This is a genomic window from Pediococcus argentinicus, from assembly GCF_001437605.1.
Taxonomy (GTDB): domain Bacteria; phylum Bacillota; class Bacilli; order Lactobacillales; family Lactobacillaceae; genus Pediococcus; species Pediococcus argentinicus.
In genome coordinates this window covers 1-18,326 of sequence record NZ_JQCQ01000033.1, presented here as the reverse complement: position 1 = coordinate 18,326, position 18,326 = coordinate 1, and the positions used below count along the sequence as shown (strand labels likewise).

At 35.1% G+C, this 18,326-nt stretch carries 23 protein-coding genes; 20 read left to right on the top strand and 3 right to left on the bottom strand.

Annotation, left to right across the window (positions count from 1 at the left end; translation table 11 throughout):
- Nucleotides 1-42 precede the first annotated feature (42 nt).
- Nucleotides 43-1,332: an adenylosuccinate synthase gene (locus IV88_RS07420; protein ID WP_057800271.1), complete on the bottom strand. Its 1,290-nt coding sequence runs from the start codon at nt 1,330-1,332 to the stop codon at nt 43-45.
- A 171-nt stretch (nt 1,333-1,503) separates the two neighbouring features.
- Between IV88_RS07420 and purB the strand changes: the two genes are divergently transcribed.
- The 4 genes from purB to IV88_RS07400 all read left to right on the top strand — a co-directional run bounded on the left by purB (nt 1,504) and on the right by IV88_RS07400 (nt 5,338).
- The gene (gene purB, locus IV88_RS07415; RefSeq protein ID WP_057800270.1) at nt 1,504-2,796 is read left to right on the top strand and encodes an adenylosuccinate lyase; all 1,293 of its coding nucleotides are present in this window, start codon (nt 1,504-1,506) and stop codon (nt 2,794-2,796) included.
- A 108-nt stretch (nt 2,797-2,904) separates the two neighbouring features.
- Nucleotides 2,905-3,417 carry a hypothetical protein gene (locus IV88_RS07410; RefSeq protein WP_057800269.1) on the top strand — a complete coding sequence of 171 codons (513 nt, stop codon included), beginning with the start codon at nt 2,905-2,907 and terminating at the stop codon, nt 3,415-3,417.
- A 12-nt stretch (nt 3,418-3,429) separates the two neighbouring features.
- The gene (locus IV88_RS07405; RefSeq protein ID WP_057800268.1) at nt 3,430-4,308 is read left to right on the top strand and encodes an SPFH domain-containing protein; all 879 of its coding nucleotides are present in this window, start codon (nt 3,430-3,432) and stop codon (nt 4,306-4,308) included.
- 196 nt (nt 4,309-4,504) lie between these two features.
- Nucleotides 4,505-5,338 carry a DegV family protein gene (locus IV88_RS07400; RefSeq protein ID WP_057800267.1) on the top strand — a complete coding sequence of 278 codons (834 nt, stop codon included), beginning with the start codon at nt 4,505-4,507 and terminating at the stop codon, nt 5,336-5,338.
- Nucleotides 5,339-5,473: 135 nt separating this feature from the next.
- Here the strand turns inward: IV88_RS07400 and trhA are convergent, their stop codons facing one another.
- Nucleotides 5,474-6,136 carry a PAQR family membrane homeostasis protein TrhA gene (gene trhA / locus IV88_RS07395; RefSeq protein ID WP_057800266.1) on the bottom strand — a complete coding sequence of 221 codons (663 nt, stop codon included), beginning with the start codon at nt 6,134-6,136 and terminating at the stop codon, nt 5,474-5,476.
- A gap of 97 nt (nt 6,137-6,233) precedes the next feature.
- Here trhA and IV88_RS07390 point away from each other — a divergent pair, with 97 nt between their 5' ends.
- From IV88_RS07390 to IV88_RS07325, 15 genes are all read left to right on the top strand, one after another.
- On the top strand, nt 6,234-7,364 hold the full coding sequence (locus tag IV88_RS07390; protein WP_057800265.1) for a VanZ family protein: 1,131 nt from the start codon (nt 6,234-6,236) through the stop codon (nt 7,362-7,364).
- Between the two features lie 97 nt (nt 7,365-7,461).
- The gene (locus IV88_RS07385) at nt 7,462-8,199 is read left to right on the top strand and encodes a YebC/PmpR family DNA-binding transcriptional regulator (protein ID WP_057800264.1); all 738 of its coding nucleotides are present in this window, start codon (nt 7,462-7,464) and stop codon (nt 8,197-8,199) included.
- A 105-nt stretch (nt 8,200-8,304) separates the two neighbouring features.
- Nucleotides 8,305-9,252 (top strand): competence type IV pilus ATPase ComGA, encoded by a 948-nt coding sequence (comGA, locus tag IV88_RS07380; RefSeq protein ID WP_057800263.1) that lies wholly within the window; start codon nt 8,305-8,307, stop codon nt 9,250-9,252.
- Complete coding sequence (gene comGB / locus IV88_RS07375) at nt 9,203-10,240, top strand: competence type IV pilus assembly protein ComGB (RefSeq protein ID WP_057800262.1); 1,038 nt, start codon at nt 9,203-9,205, stop codon at nt 10,238-10,240. Before comGA ends, comGB begins: the two co-directional genes overlap by 50 nt.
- On the top strand, nt 10,237-10,548 hold the full coding sequence (gene comGC / locus IV88_RS07370) for a competence type IV pilus major pilin ComGC (protein WP_057800261.1): 312 nt from the start codon (nt 10,237-10,239) through the stop codon (nt 10,546-10,548). Before comGB ends, comGC begins: the two co-directional genes overlap by 4 nt.
- A 37-nt stretch (nt 10,549-10,585) precedes the next feature.
- Nucleotides 10,586-10,996, top strand: a complete 411-nt coding sequence (locus IV88_RS07365; RefSeq protein WP_057800260.1) for a hypothetical protein — start codon at nt 10,586-10,588, stop codon at nt 10,994-10,996.
- The gene (locus IV88_RS09255; RefSeq protein WP_147165283.1) at nt 10,959-11,150 is read left to right on the top strand and encodes a hypothetical protein; all 192 of its coding nucleotides are present in this window, start codon (nt 10,959-10,961) and stop codon (nt 11,148-11,150) included. The genes IV88_RS07365 and IV88_RS09255 overlap by 38 nt, the downstream gene beginning before the upstream one ends.
- Nucleotides 11,140-11,544, top strand: coding sequence for a competence type IV pilus minor pilin ComGF (locus IV88_RS07360; RefSeq protein ID WP_057800259.1), 405 nt, complete (start codon nt 11,140-11,142; stop codon nt 11,542-11,544). The genes IV88_RS09255 and IV88_RS07360 overlap by 11 nt, the downstream gene beginning before the upstream one ends.
- A 62-nt stretch (nt 11,545-11,606) precedes the next feature.
- Nucleotides 11,607-11,843: a hypothetical protein gene (locus IV88_RS07355; protein ID WP_057800258.1), complete on the top strand. Its 237-nt coding sequence runs from the start codon at nt 11,607-11,609 to the stop codon at nt 11,841-11,843.
- A gap of 16 nt (nt 11,844-11,859) precedes the next feature.
- Nucleotides 11,860-12,864: a class I SAM-dependent methyltransferase gene (locus IV88_RS07350; protein ID WP_057800257.1), complete on the top strand. Its 1,005-nt coding sequence runs from the start codon at nt 11,860-11,862 to the stop codon at nt 12,862-12,864.
- Between the two features lie 79 nt (nt 12,865-12,943).
- A complete protein-coding gene (locus IV88_RS07345) occupies nt 12,944-14,311 on the top strand; it encodes an amino acid permease (protein WP_057800256.1) in 1,368 nt (455 codons plus the stop codon).
- Nucleotides 14,311-14,919 carry a metallophosphoesterase family protein gene (locus tag IV88_RS07340; protein WP_057800255.1) on the top strand — a complete coding sequence of 203 codons (609 nt, stop codon included), beginning with the start codon at nt 14,311-14,313 and terminating at the stop codon, nt 14,917-14,919. The genes IV88_RS07345 and IV88_RS07340 overlap by 1 nt, the downstream gene beginning before the upstream one ends.
- Nucleotides 14,920-14,977: 58 nt before the next feature.
- Complete coding sequence (locus tag IV88_RS07335) at nt 14,978-15,538, top strand: YutD family protein (RefSeq protein ID WP_057800254.1); 561 nt, start codon at nt 14,978-14,980, stop codon at nt 15,536-15,538.
- Nucleotides 15,528-16,301, top strand: coding sequence for a TIGR01457 family HAD-type hydrolase (locus IV88_RS07330; RefSeq protein WP_057800253.1), 774 nt, complete (start codon nt 15,528-15,530; stop codon nt 16,299-16,301). Before IV88_RS07335 ends, IV88_RS07330 begins: the two co-directional genes overlap by 11 nt.
- The gene (locus IV88_RS07325) at nt 16,292-16,933 is read left to right on the top strand and encodes a TIGR01906 family membrane protein (RefSeq protein WP_057800252.1); all 642 of its coding nucleotides are present in this window, start codon (nt 16,292-16,294) and stop codon (nt 16,931-16,933) included. Before IV88_RS07330 ends, IV88_RS07325 begins: the two co-directional genes overlap by 10 nt.
- Before the next feature lie 25 nt (nt 16,934-16,958).
- Here the strand turns inward: IV88_RS07325 and IV88_RS07320 are convergent, their stop codons facing one another.
- Entirely contained in the window at nt 16,959-17,606 is a 648-nt protein-coding gene (locus IV88_RS07320) for a VTT domain-containing protein (RefSeq protein ID WP_057800251.1), read from the bottom strand.
- Nucleotides 17,607-17,765: 159 nt separating this feature from the next.
- Here IV88_RS07320 and IV88_RS07315 point away from each other — a divergent pair, with 159 nt between their 5' ends.
- Entirely contained in the window at nt 17,766-18,155 is a 390-nt protein-coding gene (locus tag IV88_RS07315; protein WP_057800249.1) for a S1 RNA-binding domain-containing protein, read from the top strand.
- The last annotated feature ends 171 nt before the right edge of the window (nt 18,156-18,326 follow it).

Below are 18,326 nucleotides of genomic sequence, written 5' to 3'. Positions count from 1 at the left end.
TATTATTTTAGGCTAGTTATTTCCCAGGCTCATCTTTTATTTTTACCAAATTTGATTAACCTCGACAGTTTGTTCACGATCGGGGCCAACTGAAAAGGCACTAATTCGTGTTTCTGTAACTTCTTCAATAGCCTGAAGGAATTTTTGTGCGTTAAGTGGTAATTCATCAAATGATTTGATTTGAGTCAAATCCTCGGACCAACCAGGTAATTCTCTATAAATTGGTTGTGCTTGTTCAAGTAGGCTGTCAGAGGCGGGGTAATAATTAATTTTATTTCCGTTTACTTCATAGCCAGTACAAATCTTTACAGTTTCAAAACCTGATAAAACATCTAAACAGTTTACAACTAGATCAGTAAAACCATTTAGTTGTGCAACATATTTTAATAATACACCGTCAAACCAACCGATTCGACGCGGACGATGGGTAACAGTACCGTATTCATGAGCGGTTTCTCTGATTTGATCTCCAATTGAGTTGAGTTGTTCAGTAGGGAAAGGACCCGCTCCAACTCGTGATACATATGCCTTACAAACACCAATAATGTGATCAAGACTCTTCGGTCCAATTCCAGTTCCAGTTGAAGCACCACCAGCAGTTGGATTTGAAGATGTTACAAACGGATAAGTTCCGTGGTCAATATCTAGCATTGATCCTTGTGCGCCCTCAAGAAGGACTTTATTCTCTTGATGCAATTCTTCATTAATTAGATAACTTGTATCTGTAATCAATGGCTTTAATGTTTTGCCAAATTCCAAGTATTGATTGGCTAGTTCATGAGCAGAGGGTAATTGTTCAAATAATTCAGCGCCTAATAGACTTTTTTTTTGTTGCAAATTAAATTCAATTTTGGATTCTAATGTTTCAGGCTCTAGTAAATCAACCATTCTGATACCAATTCGTTGCATTTTATCCATGTAGGCAGGACCAATCCCTTTATTAGTGGTGCCGATTTTTTCTCCGTTTTTAGCTCTGTCAATTTCTTGTTGCTGGTCCTGAAGAATATGATAAGGGAAAATGACGTGAGCTCGGTCAGAAATTCTTAAATGATCAGTTGGAATTCCAAGTTGATTTAAAGTTTTAATTTCTTCTAATAAGGTTGTGGGATTGATTACCGTTCCATTTGAAATAACACAAAGAGCGTCATGATTCAAAATTCCGGATGGTACTAATCGAAGTGCAATATTTTGATTACCAACTACGATGGAATGACCTGCGTTATCTCCGCCTGAATATCGAACGGTCATCTGTGCGCTCTGACTCAATCTATCAATAATCTTTCCTTTACCTTCGTCGCCCCATTGGCTTCCGATTACAACTGCTGCTGGCATACTATTACCTCCAAAAATTTATTACTGTAACAGCATAGCATGGTAAAAAATGATTATCAAGAAAAATACGAAATATAATAAAATTATTTAAAGTTAAAGTTCGTGTTTTAAATTAGAATAAATTCTGTTACAATTTAAATATAATTAAAATAGTGAAAAGAGGAACTTTCCATGCTAGAACGTTATATGAGAAAAGAAATGGAAGATATTTGGAGTCGCCAACGCCAATTTGAGACGTGGCTAGATACTGAAAAGGCTGTTGTGGAAGCTTGGAACTTTGTGGGCGAGATTCCTACCGATGACTATCAAAAAATTGAAGAAAACGCGTCATTTGATATTGATCGAATTGATGAATTAGAACAAATCACGCATCACGATGTGATTGCTTTTACTAGAACTGTTTCGGAAAGTCTGGGAGATGAAAAGAAGTGGGTTCACTATGGACTTACAAGTACTGATGTGGTTGATACTGCCCAATCTATTCGGATTAAACAAGCGAACGATATTATTGAAAAAGATTTAATAGATTTTTCAAATGAGCTCAAAACATTAGCAATTAAATATAAGAAGTTAGTTGTGGTGGGTAGAACACATGGAATTCATGCTGAACCAACAACTTTAGGTTTGAAGTTTTTACGTTGGTACTCCGAGACACAAAGAAATATCAATCGGTTTAAACAGGTACGTAAGGAAATTGAAGTCGGAAAAATTAGTGGAGCGGTTGGAACGTTTGCAAATGTTCCACCAGAAGTAGAAGAACGTGTTTGTGAACGTTTAGGATTAGGTGTGCAAGATATTTCTACTCAGGTTTTGCCACGCGATTTACATGCAAATTATATGAGTGAGCTAGCTTTAATTGGATCTGAGATTGAGGAAATAGCTACTGAGATACGTGCTCTACAGAGAACTGAAATAAATGAACTAAGAGAAGGCTTTGCTAAAGGTCAGAAGGGATCATCTGCCATGCCTCATAAGCGAAATCCGATTAGTTCTGAAAATGTGTCAGGATTAGCAAGGGTACTAAGAGGAGAAATGGTAACATCGTTTGAAAATATTAATTTGTGGCACGAGCGCGATATTTCGCATTCATCTGCAGAACGAATTATTTTACCAGATGCAACGGCATTGGTAGATTATATTTTAAATCGAATGACCAACGTTTTACGCGGATTAGTTGTAAATGAAGATGCTATCAAGCGCAATCTAGAGCAAACCCATGGTTTAATTTTTTCACAACACATTTTGTTAAGTTTAATTGAAGCAGGATGGAGTCGCGAAGACGCGTATGATACGATTCAACCGATTACGATGCGGGTTTGGGAAACAGGAGTTTCATTTAAGGACTTACTTCTGAAGAATAATCGGATTGTTGGCAGTATTGGCAAGGAGCATTTGACACAATTGTTTGATTTAAACTTTCATTTGAGAAATGTGGATAAAATATTTGCAAGGTTTGATATGTAGCGAAAGATGTAGCCCTGTAAAGGGCTTTTTTTATTCCATAAAGCTTGCTTATTTCGTTAAAAAGATTTATTCTATTAACGTAAACGTTAATGGAAAGGCGGTGGAAAAGTGAATATACAAAAAGCATATTTACAAGAGCATCCTCTGGAACACGACTTACGGCAATTACCGTTATTTTCGGCTCGAGAGGCTTCGTTAGAGCTTGGCCGAAGTGCTTCGTACATTCGTCAGTTATATAACAACTATCCGGAACGTTTGTTACAAGGGACAGTTGCTAAAATTGGGAACGTCTTAATCATTTCGCAGGAAGGAATTGATTTTCTGCGGGCTACCAGACCACAAGCTGCTGGTGATTCATTAAACGGTTATCTAGAGGAGGATTTAGTTGGATCCTACTTCAAGATTGATGACGCTGAGATGTCAGGCAATTTACGTGTGAATGGTATTCCATATGCCTATACAGTAATTGCTAACGAGGCGATGCCAACTGGTGAAGGCCAACCAATTTTCACTCAAATTCGGAAGGTTAATGGTAGCGAGTTGTTAGTTGCTATTGTGAATGAAAGTGAAGTTGTGGAAGATCAGATGATTTATCCAAGATTTTTTCATTTAGAAAAATAGGGGGATTTTATAATGGGAATCGTTTGGGGAGTAGTAATAGTTATAGTTTTGGCTATATTGATTTATATTTTGTTTCATTCATTTGTAATCGTTCACTCTGGTGGAGTTAAGGTGTTGGAACGATTTGGTAATTATGTTCAAACACTTCAACCTGGATTACATTTGGTTATTCCAGTTATCTATAGTGTTCGCGAAACAGTTTCATTGCGGCAGACACCATTACAGATTCCACCATTTCAAGTTATTACTAAGGAAAATGCTACTGTAGAAATTGATGTATCTCTTAAATATCACGTTACAGATGTTGAAAAGTACGTTTATAAAAATGAAAACTCTGAACGTAGTGTGGTATTAGATTGTCAGTCAAACCTTCGTGGAATTATTGGCAATAAAGAGTTGAACGAAGTTTTAAATGGTACTGAAGCAATTAATGCTGATTTATTTGATAGTATCAAAGATATTACCAATGGTTATGGTGTTGCAGTTGATCGAATTAATATTGGTCAGTTGAAGGCTAACTCTGAAGTTCAAGCCGCAATGGACAAACTTCTCACTGCAAATCGTAATAAAGAAGCTACTATTACCTCTGCCGAAGCCCAAAAAGAATCCGTTCGTTTGGAAGCTGAGGGACAAGCTAGTCAGGTTGAAATTGCTGCCAGAGCTGAAGCAAATCGAATTGCTAAAATTGCTGCTGCTGAATCAAACCGAATTCAAACAATTAACAATGCTGTTAAAGAAAGTGGTCTTGATGACAAGATGTTGCAATATCTTGGATTACAAGAATTTGGTAAGTTAGCTGACGGACCTAGCAATACGGTGATCGTACCAAGTAATATGACAGATTTGGGTAACATTCCGGCTGCCAAAAAATTATGGGAAGCAAGTAAATAAGGTTTTTATTTGAGATTAGGACTGATTTATAAGTCCTAATCTTTTTTTGTTGAGACACAATTTTTATTGTGTCACATTAAAAGTAGGCGAAATCGCCTGTTAGATCAGCTTTTTGAAATTGTTAGTCAATTTCCTTTTGTGTGTTGTTTCATTAGTCATTAAAGTAGTTACAACAACTTAAAAGGCAGGAATAAAGATGATTAAAATTGTAACTGATTCTTCAGCGTTGATAGACCAAAATGAAGCTCAAAATTTGGGTATAAGGATCGTACCACTTACTGTTATTATTGACGGGAAAACATATGTCGATGGTGTCGATTTGAATGGAAAAGAATTTATGAGTAAAATGTCGAGCTCAGATTCATTTCCAACTACCAGTCAACCGTCAATCGGAGCTTTTAAGGAAGTTTACGATGAGATTGGACAAGAGGGGGATGAAATACTGTCTTTACATATGACGAGTGCATTGAGTGGAACTGTGCATGCAGCTGAGCAGGCTGCACAACTTACTGATACCAAAGTTTCAGTGATTGATACTAAATGTGTAGATCAGAGCTTGGCTTATTTAGTAAGAATTGCAGTTGGTATGTCTCAAGAAGATAAATCTCTTTCAGAAATTGAGAGCGAAGTCAGACGAGTAGCGAATAAGTCTCAAATATATTTAGGAGTTTCTATATTAGACAATTTAGTTAAAGGGGGACGGGTTCCAAAAGCTGTTGGAGCAGTTTCCAATTTTATCAAGTTACGGTTAGTATTTCAGTTAACTGATAAGAAGTTGGAATTAAAAGCCAAGGGACGTGGTAATAAGACATTTGTTAAATGGCTAAAAAAACAAGGCGAGGTATTTACTACACAGAATGTTAAAGAAGTTTTTATTAGTCATACAGGGAATCTTGAATTAGTCCAACAAGCAGTTGATATATTGAAGACTTTTAAACCAGATGCTAAATATGTAGTGAAGCATACCTCACCCATTGTTTGTACCCATGTAGGCAAGGACGCTTTTGCAGTTTTGTACCACTATGAATAAAAGAGTAAAAAGCCATTTTGTCTAGTATATTTTCACTTTTTTGTGTTAACTATGTATTAATTATTGGTGAACATTGCTGGATACAAGTGAAAGTTTAACTTAAATAACAGCTTCGGATTATTTTCCGAAGTTTTTTTATTTAACAAAGAATAAGATTGAGAAGTACATTAGTCCTGCACCTAGCATGACCATAAGATGCCAAATTACGTGGACAAATTTAATTGATCGTAAACTATATATGAGTGCACCAATTGTATACGCGGCACCGCCACTAACTAACAACCAGAATCCGGTCGAACCTAATGTGTGAAAGAGTGGCACAATCATGGATAAACATAGCCAACCCATAATGACATAAATAATGGTTGAAATATTTTTAAATTTATCAATCCAGATTGATTTATAAATAATTCCGAGAATTGTTAAAAGCCAAATGATTCCAAAGATAGTCCAACCTAACCACCCACCAACGGAGACTAAACAATATGGGGTGTAGGATCCAGCAATCAAAAGATAGATTGCAGAATGATCAAAAATACGAAAGACATGCTGCGCTTTGGTGAAGTACAAGCTATGAAATAGGGTGGATGAAAGAAAGAATATTATTAGTGAAACTCCATAAATAATATTGCTGACCATCTGTAACGGATTGTTATATCTGGTCGTGTGGACTATGAGAATAACGAGTCCAGCAATGGATAAGCCAAGACCGATGCCATGAGTTATGGCACTGAAGATTTCATTTAAGATTAAGTAGGTTTTGCTCTGATTCTTAGAATCTTGAAAAATATTAGGCATTTTAATTTTCCTTTGGTTGTTTTTATTAACTACATTATAATAAACAATGTTGGATTTATAAATTAATAGCGAATAAGAAAAATAGTGAGGAACTTTTATGGGTGTTTATATTTCAGATGTTCAAATGGCGGTTTTTTTCTTTCCAATTGTGGCCTTATTGATTACTTTTCCATTTTTACTGTGGAACTATCATCGACAGGGAGCTATTTCTAGTTGGTCAATTCTGATGAGTTATAGTTTGGTGTTTTATCTAATTTGTGCGTACTTTTTGATTATTCTACCGTTGCCGAGCCAAAGCGAAGTTGCGCAACTGACTACGATTAAATATAACTTACATCCATTCATGTTTGTAAGAGAGTTTATTAACTATAGTCCTTTCAGACTTTCAAATGTACACACATGGATTCCAGCTATTAAAGATGCAACCCTGATTCAACCATTATTTAACGTTTTTCTAACAGTCCCATTTGGTGTTTATTTAAGAATTTATTTCAAACGTAGTTTTAAACAAGCAATTTTGTTCTCGTTTTTGCTTTCATTATTCTTTGAACTAACTCAATTGTCGGGATTATACGGCATTTATCCGCGTCCATATCGTTTGTTTGATGTTGATGATTTAATGTTAAATACACTAGGTGGTACGATTGGATTTTTAATTAGTGGAACATTCAAAAACATAATTCCTAATGGCGCAACCATGCAACATACAATGCAAATTAAGAGTCAGAAGGTTTCCATCTTTAGACATTCAACAGCTGCTGTGATTGATTGGATCTTGATTATTATCACTGATTTAATTTTAGGATTGGTATTAGGTGGAATTGGAATTGATTTATCAAGGATTTATTCATTGATATGGATTTTGGATACTGTGATTGTGATTTTGATTCCAGAAATGTTATTCAAAAAGACTTTAGGTATGAGGTTGGTACACGTTAAGCTGACACATAAAAATGACGATCCGCATGTCTCGTTTGGCAATATTTTGTTGAGAAATATAGTTGGATACAGTTGGTTCTATTTGTGGGCACTGGCAGAATTTAGTACTAATGGTCTTGGTATTTCACATAAGGTTCAAAGTGTGTTGATTGTGGGGTTATTAGTGTACTTAGTTTTGTTCTTTAGTATTTTAATAGTTGACGTTCTGATTGATCTATTTCGATCTGAACATGATCTGCTTTTTGAACGAATTAGTAAAACCCGACTTAAATCTACATTGCGCAACTAATTGTTTGCGGGAAGTATTGACAAACCGCAGTATCATGCGTATTATATAGTACGTCTGTAAAGGACTAAATCATCTAATAGAAAGAAGGAGTTCGGATATGTCAGGACATTCAAAATGGCATAATATTCAAGGTCGTAAAAACGCCCAAGATGCTAAACGTGGAAAAATATTCCAACGTATTTCTCGTGAAATTTATATGGCAGTTAAGGCGGGGGGTCCGGACCCTTCATCTAACCCACAATTGCGGTTGATGATGGATAAAGCTCGAGCTGCTAATATGCCTAAAGATAACATCAAACGTGCCGTTGATAAAGGTAATGGTTCAGATGGTGCAAACTATGAAAACATTACTTATGAAGGATACGGTCCTGCCGGTACAGCTATTATTGTTGAAGCATTGACTGATAACAAAAACCGTACAGCAGCTGCAGTTCGTTCTGCATTCACTCATCATGGTGGCTCACTTGGTGCTAGTGGCTCAGTTTCATACATGTTTGACCGTAAAGGTTACATTGTTATCTCTCGTGAAGATTTAGATATCGATGAAGATACAATGATGATGGATGCAATTGATGCTGGTGCTGATGACGTCCAAAACTCAGAAGAAGTTTTCGAAATCTACACAGATCCAAAAGACTTCGCTGCAGTTCGAGATGCTCTTGAAGCAAAGGACTACAAGTTAGCTAACGCTGAATTAACAATGATTCCTGAAAATGAAACTGTTGTCCCTGAAGATAAGATTAAACAATACACTGGTTTAATTGATGAATTAGAAGATAACGATGATGTTTCAGAAGTCTACGAAGCAGCAACGCTTCCTGAAGATGCTGAATAATTATATCAATTAGAAGTCTCAACCAATATGGTTGAGGCTTTTTTTTGTATCTCAAAAATCATTAACCTCCTTTTAACGTAGTTTATTAGTGAAGGAGGAGAAAAATTGAAAGTTGAAGAGCATGTTAAAAACTATTTTAAACAGTGTGTAGATCAAAAATCGAGTGATCTTTTTATTTTACCTAAGGATGATCAATATCAAATTCTTTTCAAAAAAGGGGATACGTATCAAAAATCAGATCTGATTAATACTGAATTAACTACTCAGATTATTTCATTTATTAAATATTTAGCAAATATGTCAATCAGTGAGCATCGTCGACCACAGAGCGGGGCTTTCAAGTGGGATAAATTTGATACACCAATCAATATTAGAATCTCAACGGTGGGAGATTTTCTAGGACGTGAAAGTATGGTTGTACGTTTTATTTATCCATTGGAATTAACCAACGAACATGTTGACCAGATGGGATGGCGACAGGTGTCTGAGTTATTAAAGAGAAGGGGATTAATTGTTTTTGCGGGGCCGATGGGTTCTGGGAAAACTACTTCAATTTATAAATTTGCTAAAACATTGAGTGATAGTAAGTTAGTCATGAGTATTGAAGATCCAGTTGAAATTTTAGAACAACAGTTTTTACAAATACAGGTTAATGAAGAAGCCGGTATGTCCTATCAAAATTTATTAAAAGCAGGACTAAGGCATCGCCCAGATGTATTTATTATTGGTGAAATTAGAGATCAGCAAACAGCTCAGATTGCAGTCCAAGCAGCTTTAAGTGGTCATTTAGTACTAACGACCATTCATGCTCAAAATACTAAAGGTGTTTTTGAACGATTATTACAGTTAGGTGTAGAAGAGCATTTCTTGAAGCAAGCGGTCAATTGCGTAATATACCAGCGACTGATTCCGTTAATTGATAATAAAAAGTATCTTTTGATGGATGTAGAAGGAAATGGAGCTGATAGTGGAGACTGGGCTTCGAAGTTAGCGAGGTTAAGGGATGACGGCCAAATTTCTGACGAAGTATTTTTGCAATACCAATACGGATAAATGGAGTGTTAAAGATCAAAATTATTTCTTTTCTAATTTATCGGACCTTTTAAGGATGGGTTTTTCAATCAAAAATTGTTTGGAATTTTTACAGGTTGTTCATCCAAGTGATTCAAAAAGATACCAAGAATTTGTTAGAAAATTATCGGGTGGGGAATCATTTCCAAAAACTTTAAGACCTGTAATTTCTGAAGATACTTATTATCAAATTTTGATTGCTGATCAACACGGTGATTTGGTTGATGCGCTTGGTAATCTTGGAAATTTAAATAGTATGAAGACGAAACAAAGGAAACAAATATTGGCACTTCTGGAATATCCTATGTTTCTAGTAGGATTTTTGATTGTAATGATGGTGGGTATGAAAATATTTATTGCACCGGAGCTTGCAAGTATGGGTGGGACAGATAATAGCTTAACGCAAAAACTGTTTAATTTTGCATTGGTAGTTATGATGGTTTTATTTTCGATTGTTGGGTTTATTGGATTTCAAAAGTATCACAATTATTCCCTGATAAATAGAATTAACGTAATCTGTCGATTACCTATAATCGGGAAAACTTATCAAACATATTGTCACTATTATTTTGCTTTTAATTTAGCCTACTTAATTGAAAGTGGCATGACATTAGGAGAAATATGTGAATTGTTAATGGAATATAATCGCAACTCAATTATGTTCCAAATTGGTAAGGAATTAAAAAGGCGAATCTGGAGTGGAAGTAATCCTAATAAATTTATTAAGCAGAATATCTTTTTGCCACGTGAGCTCGAACTATTTTTCCAAAAAGGAAACGAGCCTAAGAAGTTAGGCCAAGAATTACGGGCTTTCTCAAATATGAAGTATCAAGAACTGGTTAGAAGGATGGAATCCTTGATAATGCTAATTCAACCGATTTTATTTGGAATAGTTGGAATCATTATTGTTGGAATGTACTTAAGTATTTTATTGCCAATGTATGGCTCAATGAAGGAGGTTACTGGATGAAATTTGTTAAAAGAAAAGCCAAAGGATTTACTTTAATCGAAATGACAATCGTTCTCTTCATAGTGTCGTTGCTTATTTTAGTTATCATACCTAATATTTCTAATCAGCGTAAGAATGCAAAACATATTCAAGGAAATGCGATGACTGAAGTTGTTCAAACGCAGGTAGATTTATATGAAAACGAATATGCGAGTTTACCGCATAGCTTACAAGAACTTGAAGATAAAGGATATTTAAATAAAAAGCAACTAGCTGATGCGCAACGTAATGGAATCAAGATTGAAAAAGACAAAGTTGTTCAGGAGTAGGACAACTCGTGGATTTACATTACTGGAGTCTATTTTAGTGTTAATCATTTGGAGTACGGTTTGCTGCTTAGGTTTTTATTTTACCCATAATAATCAAAATAGAAGGATTGAGAAGAACTTTTGGCAGGAATTCAATCAATCATGGATGGAGGCAAAGTCCAGAGCTAATTTTGATCGAAAAGGTACAATCATTACTTTTGAGAAGAAGCGAAAACAGATTAACTTTGTGGCAGTTGGGACTGATAAGTTATGCCAAAGAACTATAAAGTTACCTCATGGGTGGTCAATGCCAAATGATGATCAGTTTTCCATGCGATATGATGGGTATATGTCACCCGCATCTTGCGTTCTGTTTGGTAATGAGGGTAGTAAGTATAACATTACAGTTCAACTTGGATGGGGGGAGTATCATGTTCAAGAAACAGCAACGGGGCATGTTATTAAGTGAAGGATTAGTGGCTCTGATTGTTACGTCTGGGTGCATAACGTTTACTCTTCAGACGTGGCATAAATGGAATCAAGAAAATAAATATTATGAAGAACAATTAGTATTCGAGCGTGAACAACTTAATCTGTTGAGAAAACAATTAAATGACAAATGAGCAGAGGGGTTTTACTTTATTTGAGTCCATGTTGAGCTTGTTAATTTTGTCGATGATTATATCTTTAGGAATGGCTATTTTTAAGATTACCGGACAAAATAAGCGAAGTAATGAAAATACTGAAGCATTAATGTTTATCCAAGAACTGGAATCTAAGAAACACGATTTTAAATTAATCAGCGTTAACAAAACTGAATTGAAGTTATATTCTAAAACGGAAGAAAAGACTTATTGGCTTGGACAATATAAGAATATGCTGAGATTTACACCAGGACATATGCCGGTTTTAAGCAACGTTCAGTATTGTCATTTCAAACTAAATAAAGGATTAATAAAAATTCACTTAAGGGTGAATCAAAATAGCTATCAAAGTGAGGTATATATCGGATCTTAATAGTAAAACAGACAGGCAGTAGCCTCTTAAGTGCCATTATTATTTTAGTGACACTATCATCAATGAATGTAGTTCTTTGTGCTATGCATCGACAACAAGTTATCACTTATCAAAAAAGTGTCGTTGATTGTCGAATAAAACAAGCCGCTAATCAATTTTGGTTAAAAGAGCTGAAAAATCCCCATTTGCGTGAAAACTTTGATAAACTAGGTACGGTTAAATTGAAAGATAAACAATTATTGATTAAATTAAAGGATGGAACAGTGAGGACTTTTTCATCAAAACGCCAAGTTTATTAATATTGGGGAGTAAAAAATGGACACTAACAAAATAGAACAACTTTTTAATGTTATGGATAAGTCAACAGATCTACTACAAAAAGATTTGGATGTAGATTATTTGGATGCAGTGATTGAGACTGGAGACAATCTAGTATCTGATGAAGTTCAAATTGAAGACGGAAAACCTAGCAGAGAAACAGTGATTGAATTAGAAAAATTATATGAATCAATTGATATTTCGGACTTTAGTGCTGAAGAGATTAGACAAGCTCTTCAACTTATTTTAATTAAAGCTAACAAAAAAGAACGAATTCAAACAAACCATCAATTTACACCAGATGCAATTGGAATTTTATTTACTTATTTAATTGAGGCGTTACCAATTGAGGAACCTGAAACGGTTTTTGATCCAGCAGTTGGTACTGGGAATTTATTGGCAACTGTACTGAATTCACTTAAAAAGAGTGGTGTTCCACTGGTCAGTGGTATTGGTGTAGATAATGATGATACTATGCTGTCAATTGCTAGCATGGCATTTGCTCTTCAACACTTAGATGTTGATCTTTATCATCAAGATGTTTTAGATGAACTTTTTGTCGGCAAACCTGACGTTGCTATTTCTGATTTACCCGTTGGATACTATCCAATTGATGAAAGAGTAAAAGACTATCATACCAGCAATCCTAAAGAGCATTCATTCGTACATCACTTGATGATTGAACAAACGATGGAAACAATCGATGATGGAAAATTTGGAATCTTTTTGGTTCCAGAAAACTTATTTCAAACAGAGGAAGCTAAGAAACTATTAAGCTATTTCCACGATCGTGTATATCTTCAGGCAGTTTTGAACTTGCCAGTTAAGATGTTTGCGGACAAACGTGCAAGAAAATCTATTATTATTCTGCAAAAAGTTGGTGGCAATGCAAAACAAGCTGGACAGGTGTTGTTAGGCGATTTTCCAGAGTTTAATGATAAAGAAAAAATGGCCAATTTCCTTGGTGACTTTAAGGCCTGGTCTGATCAAAATATTAAATAACTATTTTACTAATTACTCAAAAAAAAGTATCATTAGATATATTATCTAATGATTTTTTAATTTTATGGGGGATTTAACAATGGAAAAGAAGGAACCAGAGCAGTTAGCCAGAAATCTGAAAAGCCGTCACGTACAACTGATAGCCATTGGTGGAACAATCGGTACGGGATTATTTTTAGGAGCAGGTAGTTCCATTCATTTGGCAGGTCCATCAATCTTATTTGCGTATTTGATAACCGGAATTGTTTGTTTTTGGTTAATGCGTGCTTTGGGTGAGTTGCTATTATCAGATTTAAAATCCACTTCTTTTGTAGATTTTGTAACCAAGTATCTAGGTGAAAAGATTGGTTTTATTACTGGATGGACGTACTGGATTTGTTGGGTAACCATTGCTATGGCCGAGATAACAGCTGCAGGGTTGTATGTTAGGTTCTGGCTTCCTGGAGTTCCACAGTGGATTCCTGGTTTTGTGATTTTGATTGTATTAGTATTTTTAAATCTTATTACTGTTGAGTTATTCGGTGAAACTGAATTTTGGTTTGCCATTATCAAAATTGTTGCGATTGTTGCCTTAATTGCCATTGGTTTTGTGATGGTATTAATGCACTATAAGACTAGTGTCGGTCATGCTGAACTAGGCAATCTTGTTAATTTTGGCGGATTATTTCCTCGTGGTTTAAAAGGATTTGTTTTATCTTTCCAAATGGTCGTTTTTGCCTTTGTTGGAATTGAAATGGTTGGTATGACGGCTGCTGAAACTGCTGATCCTAAAACGGTATTGCCTAAAGCTATCAATGAAATTCCTATGAGAATTGGTATCTTTTACGTAGGATCTCTATTCTTTCTAATGGCAATCTTCCCATGGAATGAAATTAGTCCTTCAAGTAGCCCATTTGTGCAAGTGTTTAAGAATGTTGGTATTCCAGGAGCCGCTGGAATTATTAACTTTGTTGTTTTAACGGCCGCAGCTTCAGCATGTAATAGTTCAATTTTCTCAACGGGACGGATGCTGTTCTCATTAACATACGATAGTAAAACTAAGTTTGGAAAAAAATTAGGATCATTGTCTAGCCGTCAGGTTCCTCGTAATTCCATCTTGTTCTCATCATTGGTTATTGCAGTTGCCGTTGTTTTAAATATTTTGATGCCATCCGGAGTATTCACATTAATCTCAAGTATTGCAACCACATGTTTCTTGTTCATTTGGGGTACAATACTGGTGGCTCATATTAAATTTAAAAAATCACAAAAAGAAATTGATATTAATAAAAAGTTTCAAATGCCATTGTTTCCATACAGTAACTATTTAGCCATTGGTTTTCTAGGTTTAGTAGCATTAATCCTGTTATTACAAAAAGAGACTGCTATTGCACTTATTGGTTCTGTTGCTTGGTTAGGTATTTTATACTGGATTCACGGTTGGCGTCAGAAAGAGAAGATTAAGTAATGAAATTTTTTGTGTCAGATACACATTTTTTTCATAAAGATTTATTAGGGATGAACGATTTTGCTCCACGACCCTTTAATAGTGTCGAAGAAATGAATCAGGAAATAATTAAAAACTGGAATGATAGGGTCGGAGAGAATGATACTGTCTATCATTTGGGTGACATTGCACTGTATTTTATTCGACCTGAACGTGCTTCCAATGAAGCGGTTTTCCAAGTTTTAAAAGAATTACATGGTCATTTAGTTTTGATTAAAGGAAACCATGATTCCCGTAGTTTGTTTAAATATTTGAGTGCTCATAACTATGAGTGGGGTGGAAAGTCCAAGTTTGAATTTCACGATGTTGGAAAATTAATTAAACTTAATCATCGACAGTTGATTATGTCCCATTATCCAATCTCGCTGGGAATTGTTAATCAGATTATCAATTTACACGGACATATTCATCATTACAGTGTTAATGCAAGAGAGAATATTAACGTTGGTATTGATACGCCTGAAAAAGATTATCTTGATTATAAGATTCCATTTGGAGCCCCTTTTTCAGAACGAGATATTGAACGCATGATCGATCAGAAAAAAATTGATTTTGCAAAAAGAAGATAGGTATTTGACCTTTCTTCTTTTTTTTCATAGGATAATACTATTGAACTAGGAGAAAAATATGACAAGAAAAACAAGTGAAGAGCTAGAAGAAATGCGTCGTCCGGTTGTTAACCAAGTTGACCGGTTGAATGAGACAACGGTTCTTGTAAACGGGCATCAATATGAGTTGGTCAACGATGTTAGAGAAGCATTCAATGAGGAACAGCTTGCAGAACGTTATGTAACATTGCTGAGTAGATATGATTATATTGTTGGAGATATAGGTTCTAACCAACTTCGGTTGCGTGGATTCTTTGACGACAATGTAAATGTTGAAAATGAATTGAAATTTCAGAACATTGAAGATTACTTGATGGAATACTGTGGATTTGGTTGTCCTTATTTTATTTTAAAAAATACTGAGGTTAACAATAAGGCACGTGATCGATGGTTGAAGGAAAGAAACAACCTTGATAAGAAGCCGGCTACCAAACATAAGAACAACAAAAAGGTTGAACATTATCAAAAGCCAAGAAAATCGGTTAATAATCGTAAAAATGAAGTGGTCGGTACGACAAAACACAAGCGACAAAGAGCGTTTAAAATAAGAGAGAAAAGAGAAGTTAAAAATGATAAGTAGCTATGGTGGATATTTAATTGATTTAGATGGGACTATTTACAGAGGTAAGGAGCAAATCCCCGCTGCCAAAAGATTTATTGAAAGATTACAGTACAATAATATTCCATACTTATTTTTGACTAATAATACAACTAAGACCCCTCAAGACGTTGCAACCAATTTAAGTAACAATCATGAAATTATTAGTACACCTGAACATGTTTATACAGCTGCTTTAGCAACGGCTGACTATTTAGATGGTATTGCTGACGAAAATCACCGTAAAGTTTATATAATTGGTGAACTGGGATTGAAACGCGCTATTTTGAGTAAAGGATTTGAATTTGAAGAAGATCATCCTGATTATGTCGTGGTTGGCTTAGACTACGATGTCACATATCACAAATTCGAAGTAGCAACTCTTGCTATTAAGAAGGGTGCTAAGTTCATTGGTACCAATGCTGATACTAATTTGCCTAATGAACGTGGTTTGGTACCGGGAGCAGGATCAGTTATTGCTTTGGTAGAACGTTCTACCCAGCAACGCGCTACTTATGTTGGTAAACCTGAAACCATTATTATGGAGAAAGCTTTGGATGTGATTGGTCTCCAGAAAAACCAAGTAGTGATGGTTGGAGATAACTATATGACTGATATTTCTGCCGGTATTAATTTTGGTATTGATACGCTTCTCGTATACACAGGTGTATCCACAAAGGATCTCGTACAAAAGCAAGAAATCAAACCTACTCATGAAGTAGATAGCTTAGACGAATGGCAGTAAAAAAACGGATTGAAGTTCTTTTTAATGTGGTTCTATTGCACTTGTTGGGAGTCGCAGTTGTTATTATTGTTGTTATAAATTCAACTTTTTTATTTGGATGGTCTATTAAGTATGACCATTTAGAAGAAATGGTTGGATTGTCTGCTAGCAACATACATAAAAATTATATGCAGTTATTAGACTATTTGCAGTTTCCGTGGATTAAAAATCTACACATGAGTGATTTTAAAAGCTCGGCCCATGGGCTTGAACATATGCAAGAAGTTAAACATCTCTTTATGTTTGATTTTAGTGTAGCAATTGTATTATCAATCATAGCAGCACTAATTTTTTATAGAATCAATAAACAGAATGAATGGTGGATGTATTACCGTCCATTTAAGGTGTCTTATGTAATTCCAGTTATTACTTCAGGTGTCATTCTAATGAACTTCAATAATTTTTTTATTATGTTTCATGAAGTTTTCTTCAGGAATAATTACTGGGTGTTTGACCCCGACCTGGATCCAGTCATAAACATCCTTACTGACAATTTTTTCTTATCATGTTTTATGGCGGGATTAATCTATCTAGAAATTTATTTTTTAATTATTAATCTGGTAATTAAAAAGCAGCTCAACTTCAGAAAGTGAAGTTGAGCTGCTTTTTTGGTTACTATTAAGCTTTTTTTGATTTTAATGATGATCTGATAAATGAAACTAAAGCTGGAATCAATGATACAACAATAATTCCAAGCACTACGACGGAAAAATGTTCTTTTACAAATGGAATATTGCCGAAGAAGTAGCCTCCACCACAACATAAAGCAACCCATAAAACATTTCCGATAATGTTATAACGAATAAAAGACTTGTATGGCATATTTGATCCAGCCGCAACGAATGGTGCGAATGTTCGAATGATTGGCATAAAACGAGCTAGAGTAATGGAAATATTTCCATGTTTTTCGAAAAAATGTTCAGCCTCATCCATTTTGTCATCACTAATGAATTTTCCAAAAAATGGATGATTACGAAGAGCCTGACCAACCTTTTTGCCCAGATAGAAGTTCAGTGAATCTCCCAATAAGGCTGCCAAACAGAAAGCAAGTACAAAAATCCAAACATTTAAATGGTACACGGGCTTTGCCGCCAATGCCGTAGCGGCAAACAGTAGTGAATCTCCTGGTAAGAAAGGAAGAATAACAGCTCCAGTCTCAATAAAGATGATGGCAAATAATATTAGATAGGACCAATCCCCAAAGCTGTTAACAATCCCAACTAAATGAGCATCGATATGTAAAACAAAGTCAATTAAAGTTTGCACAATTTTTCTCCTTGAATGTTTATCAGATGTAACGTTACAATAATACCCGATTTTATTGTTAACGAAAAGTTGGAATTACAAACTTATAGGTAAGTTAATTGTTTTATGTGGTAAATGTGATTAAAATTGAATTGTTATATTGGGAGAGGAGGTCGCAGTATGAAGTATAAGATTGGCGATATGGTTGATGCTAAGGTTAGTGGAATAAAGAGCTATGGTATCTTTGTGAGTTTGAATGATAGTACCAAAGGATTGATTCACATTTCTGAGTGTTCTGATGGATATGTACCCAATTTGAATAGCTTATTTCAAGTTGGACAAACTATAAAAGCAGTTGTTATGGATGTTCAGGCAAGTGAATTAAGCTTATCGATTAGAGCATTAAAGAATGGACAGAATCTTCACTCGGTACCGAAACCTGTGGACATAAGGGAATATCGAAAGGTTCACTGGACTAATTTTAAAGATGAACTTGGGTTCCAAACAATTCGTACGGAAATGGGTAAGTGGAAACAGGATTATCAAATTCGATTGAATTCGAAAAAATAACTTGACGTTTTTAGTTAAAAATTGGTAATATATTCAAGTAGCAAATTTGTGTTTTTCTGTTTAATGATTTTGAAAAAAGTTGTTGACTTAGATTTATACAGATGCTATCCTAATAAAGTTGTGTTAACGAGTTACAACTTGTTAAACAGCAATGTAGACCTTTGAAAACTG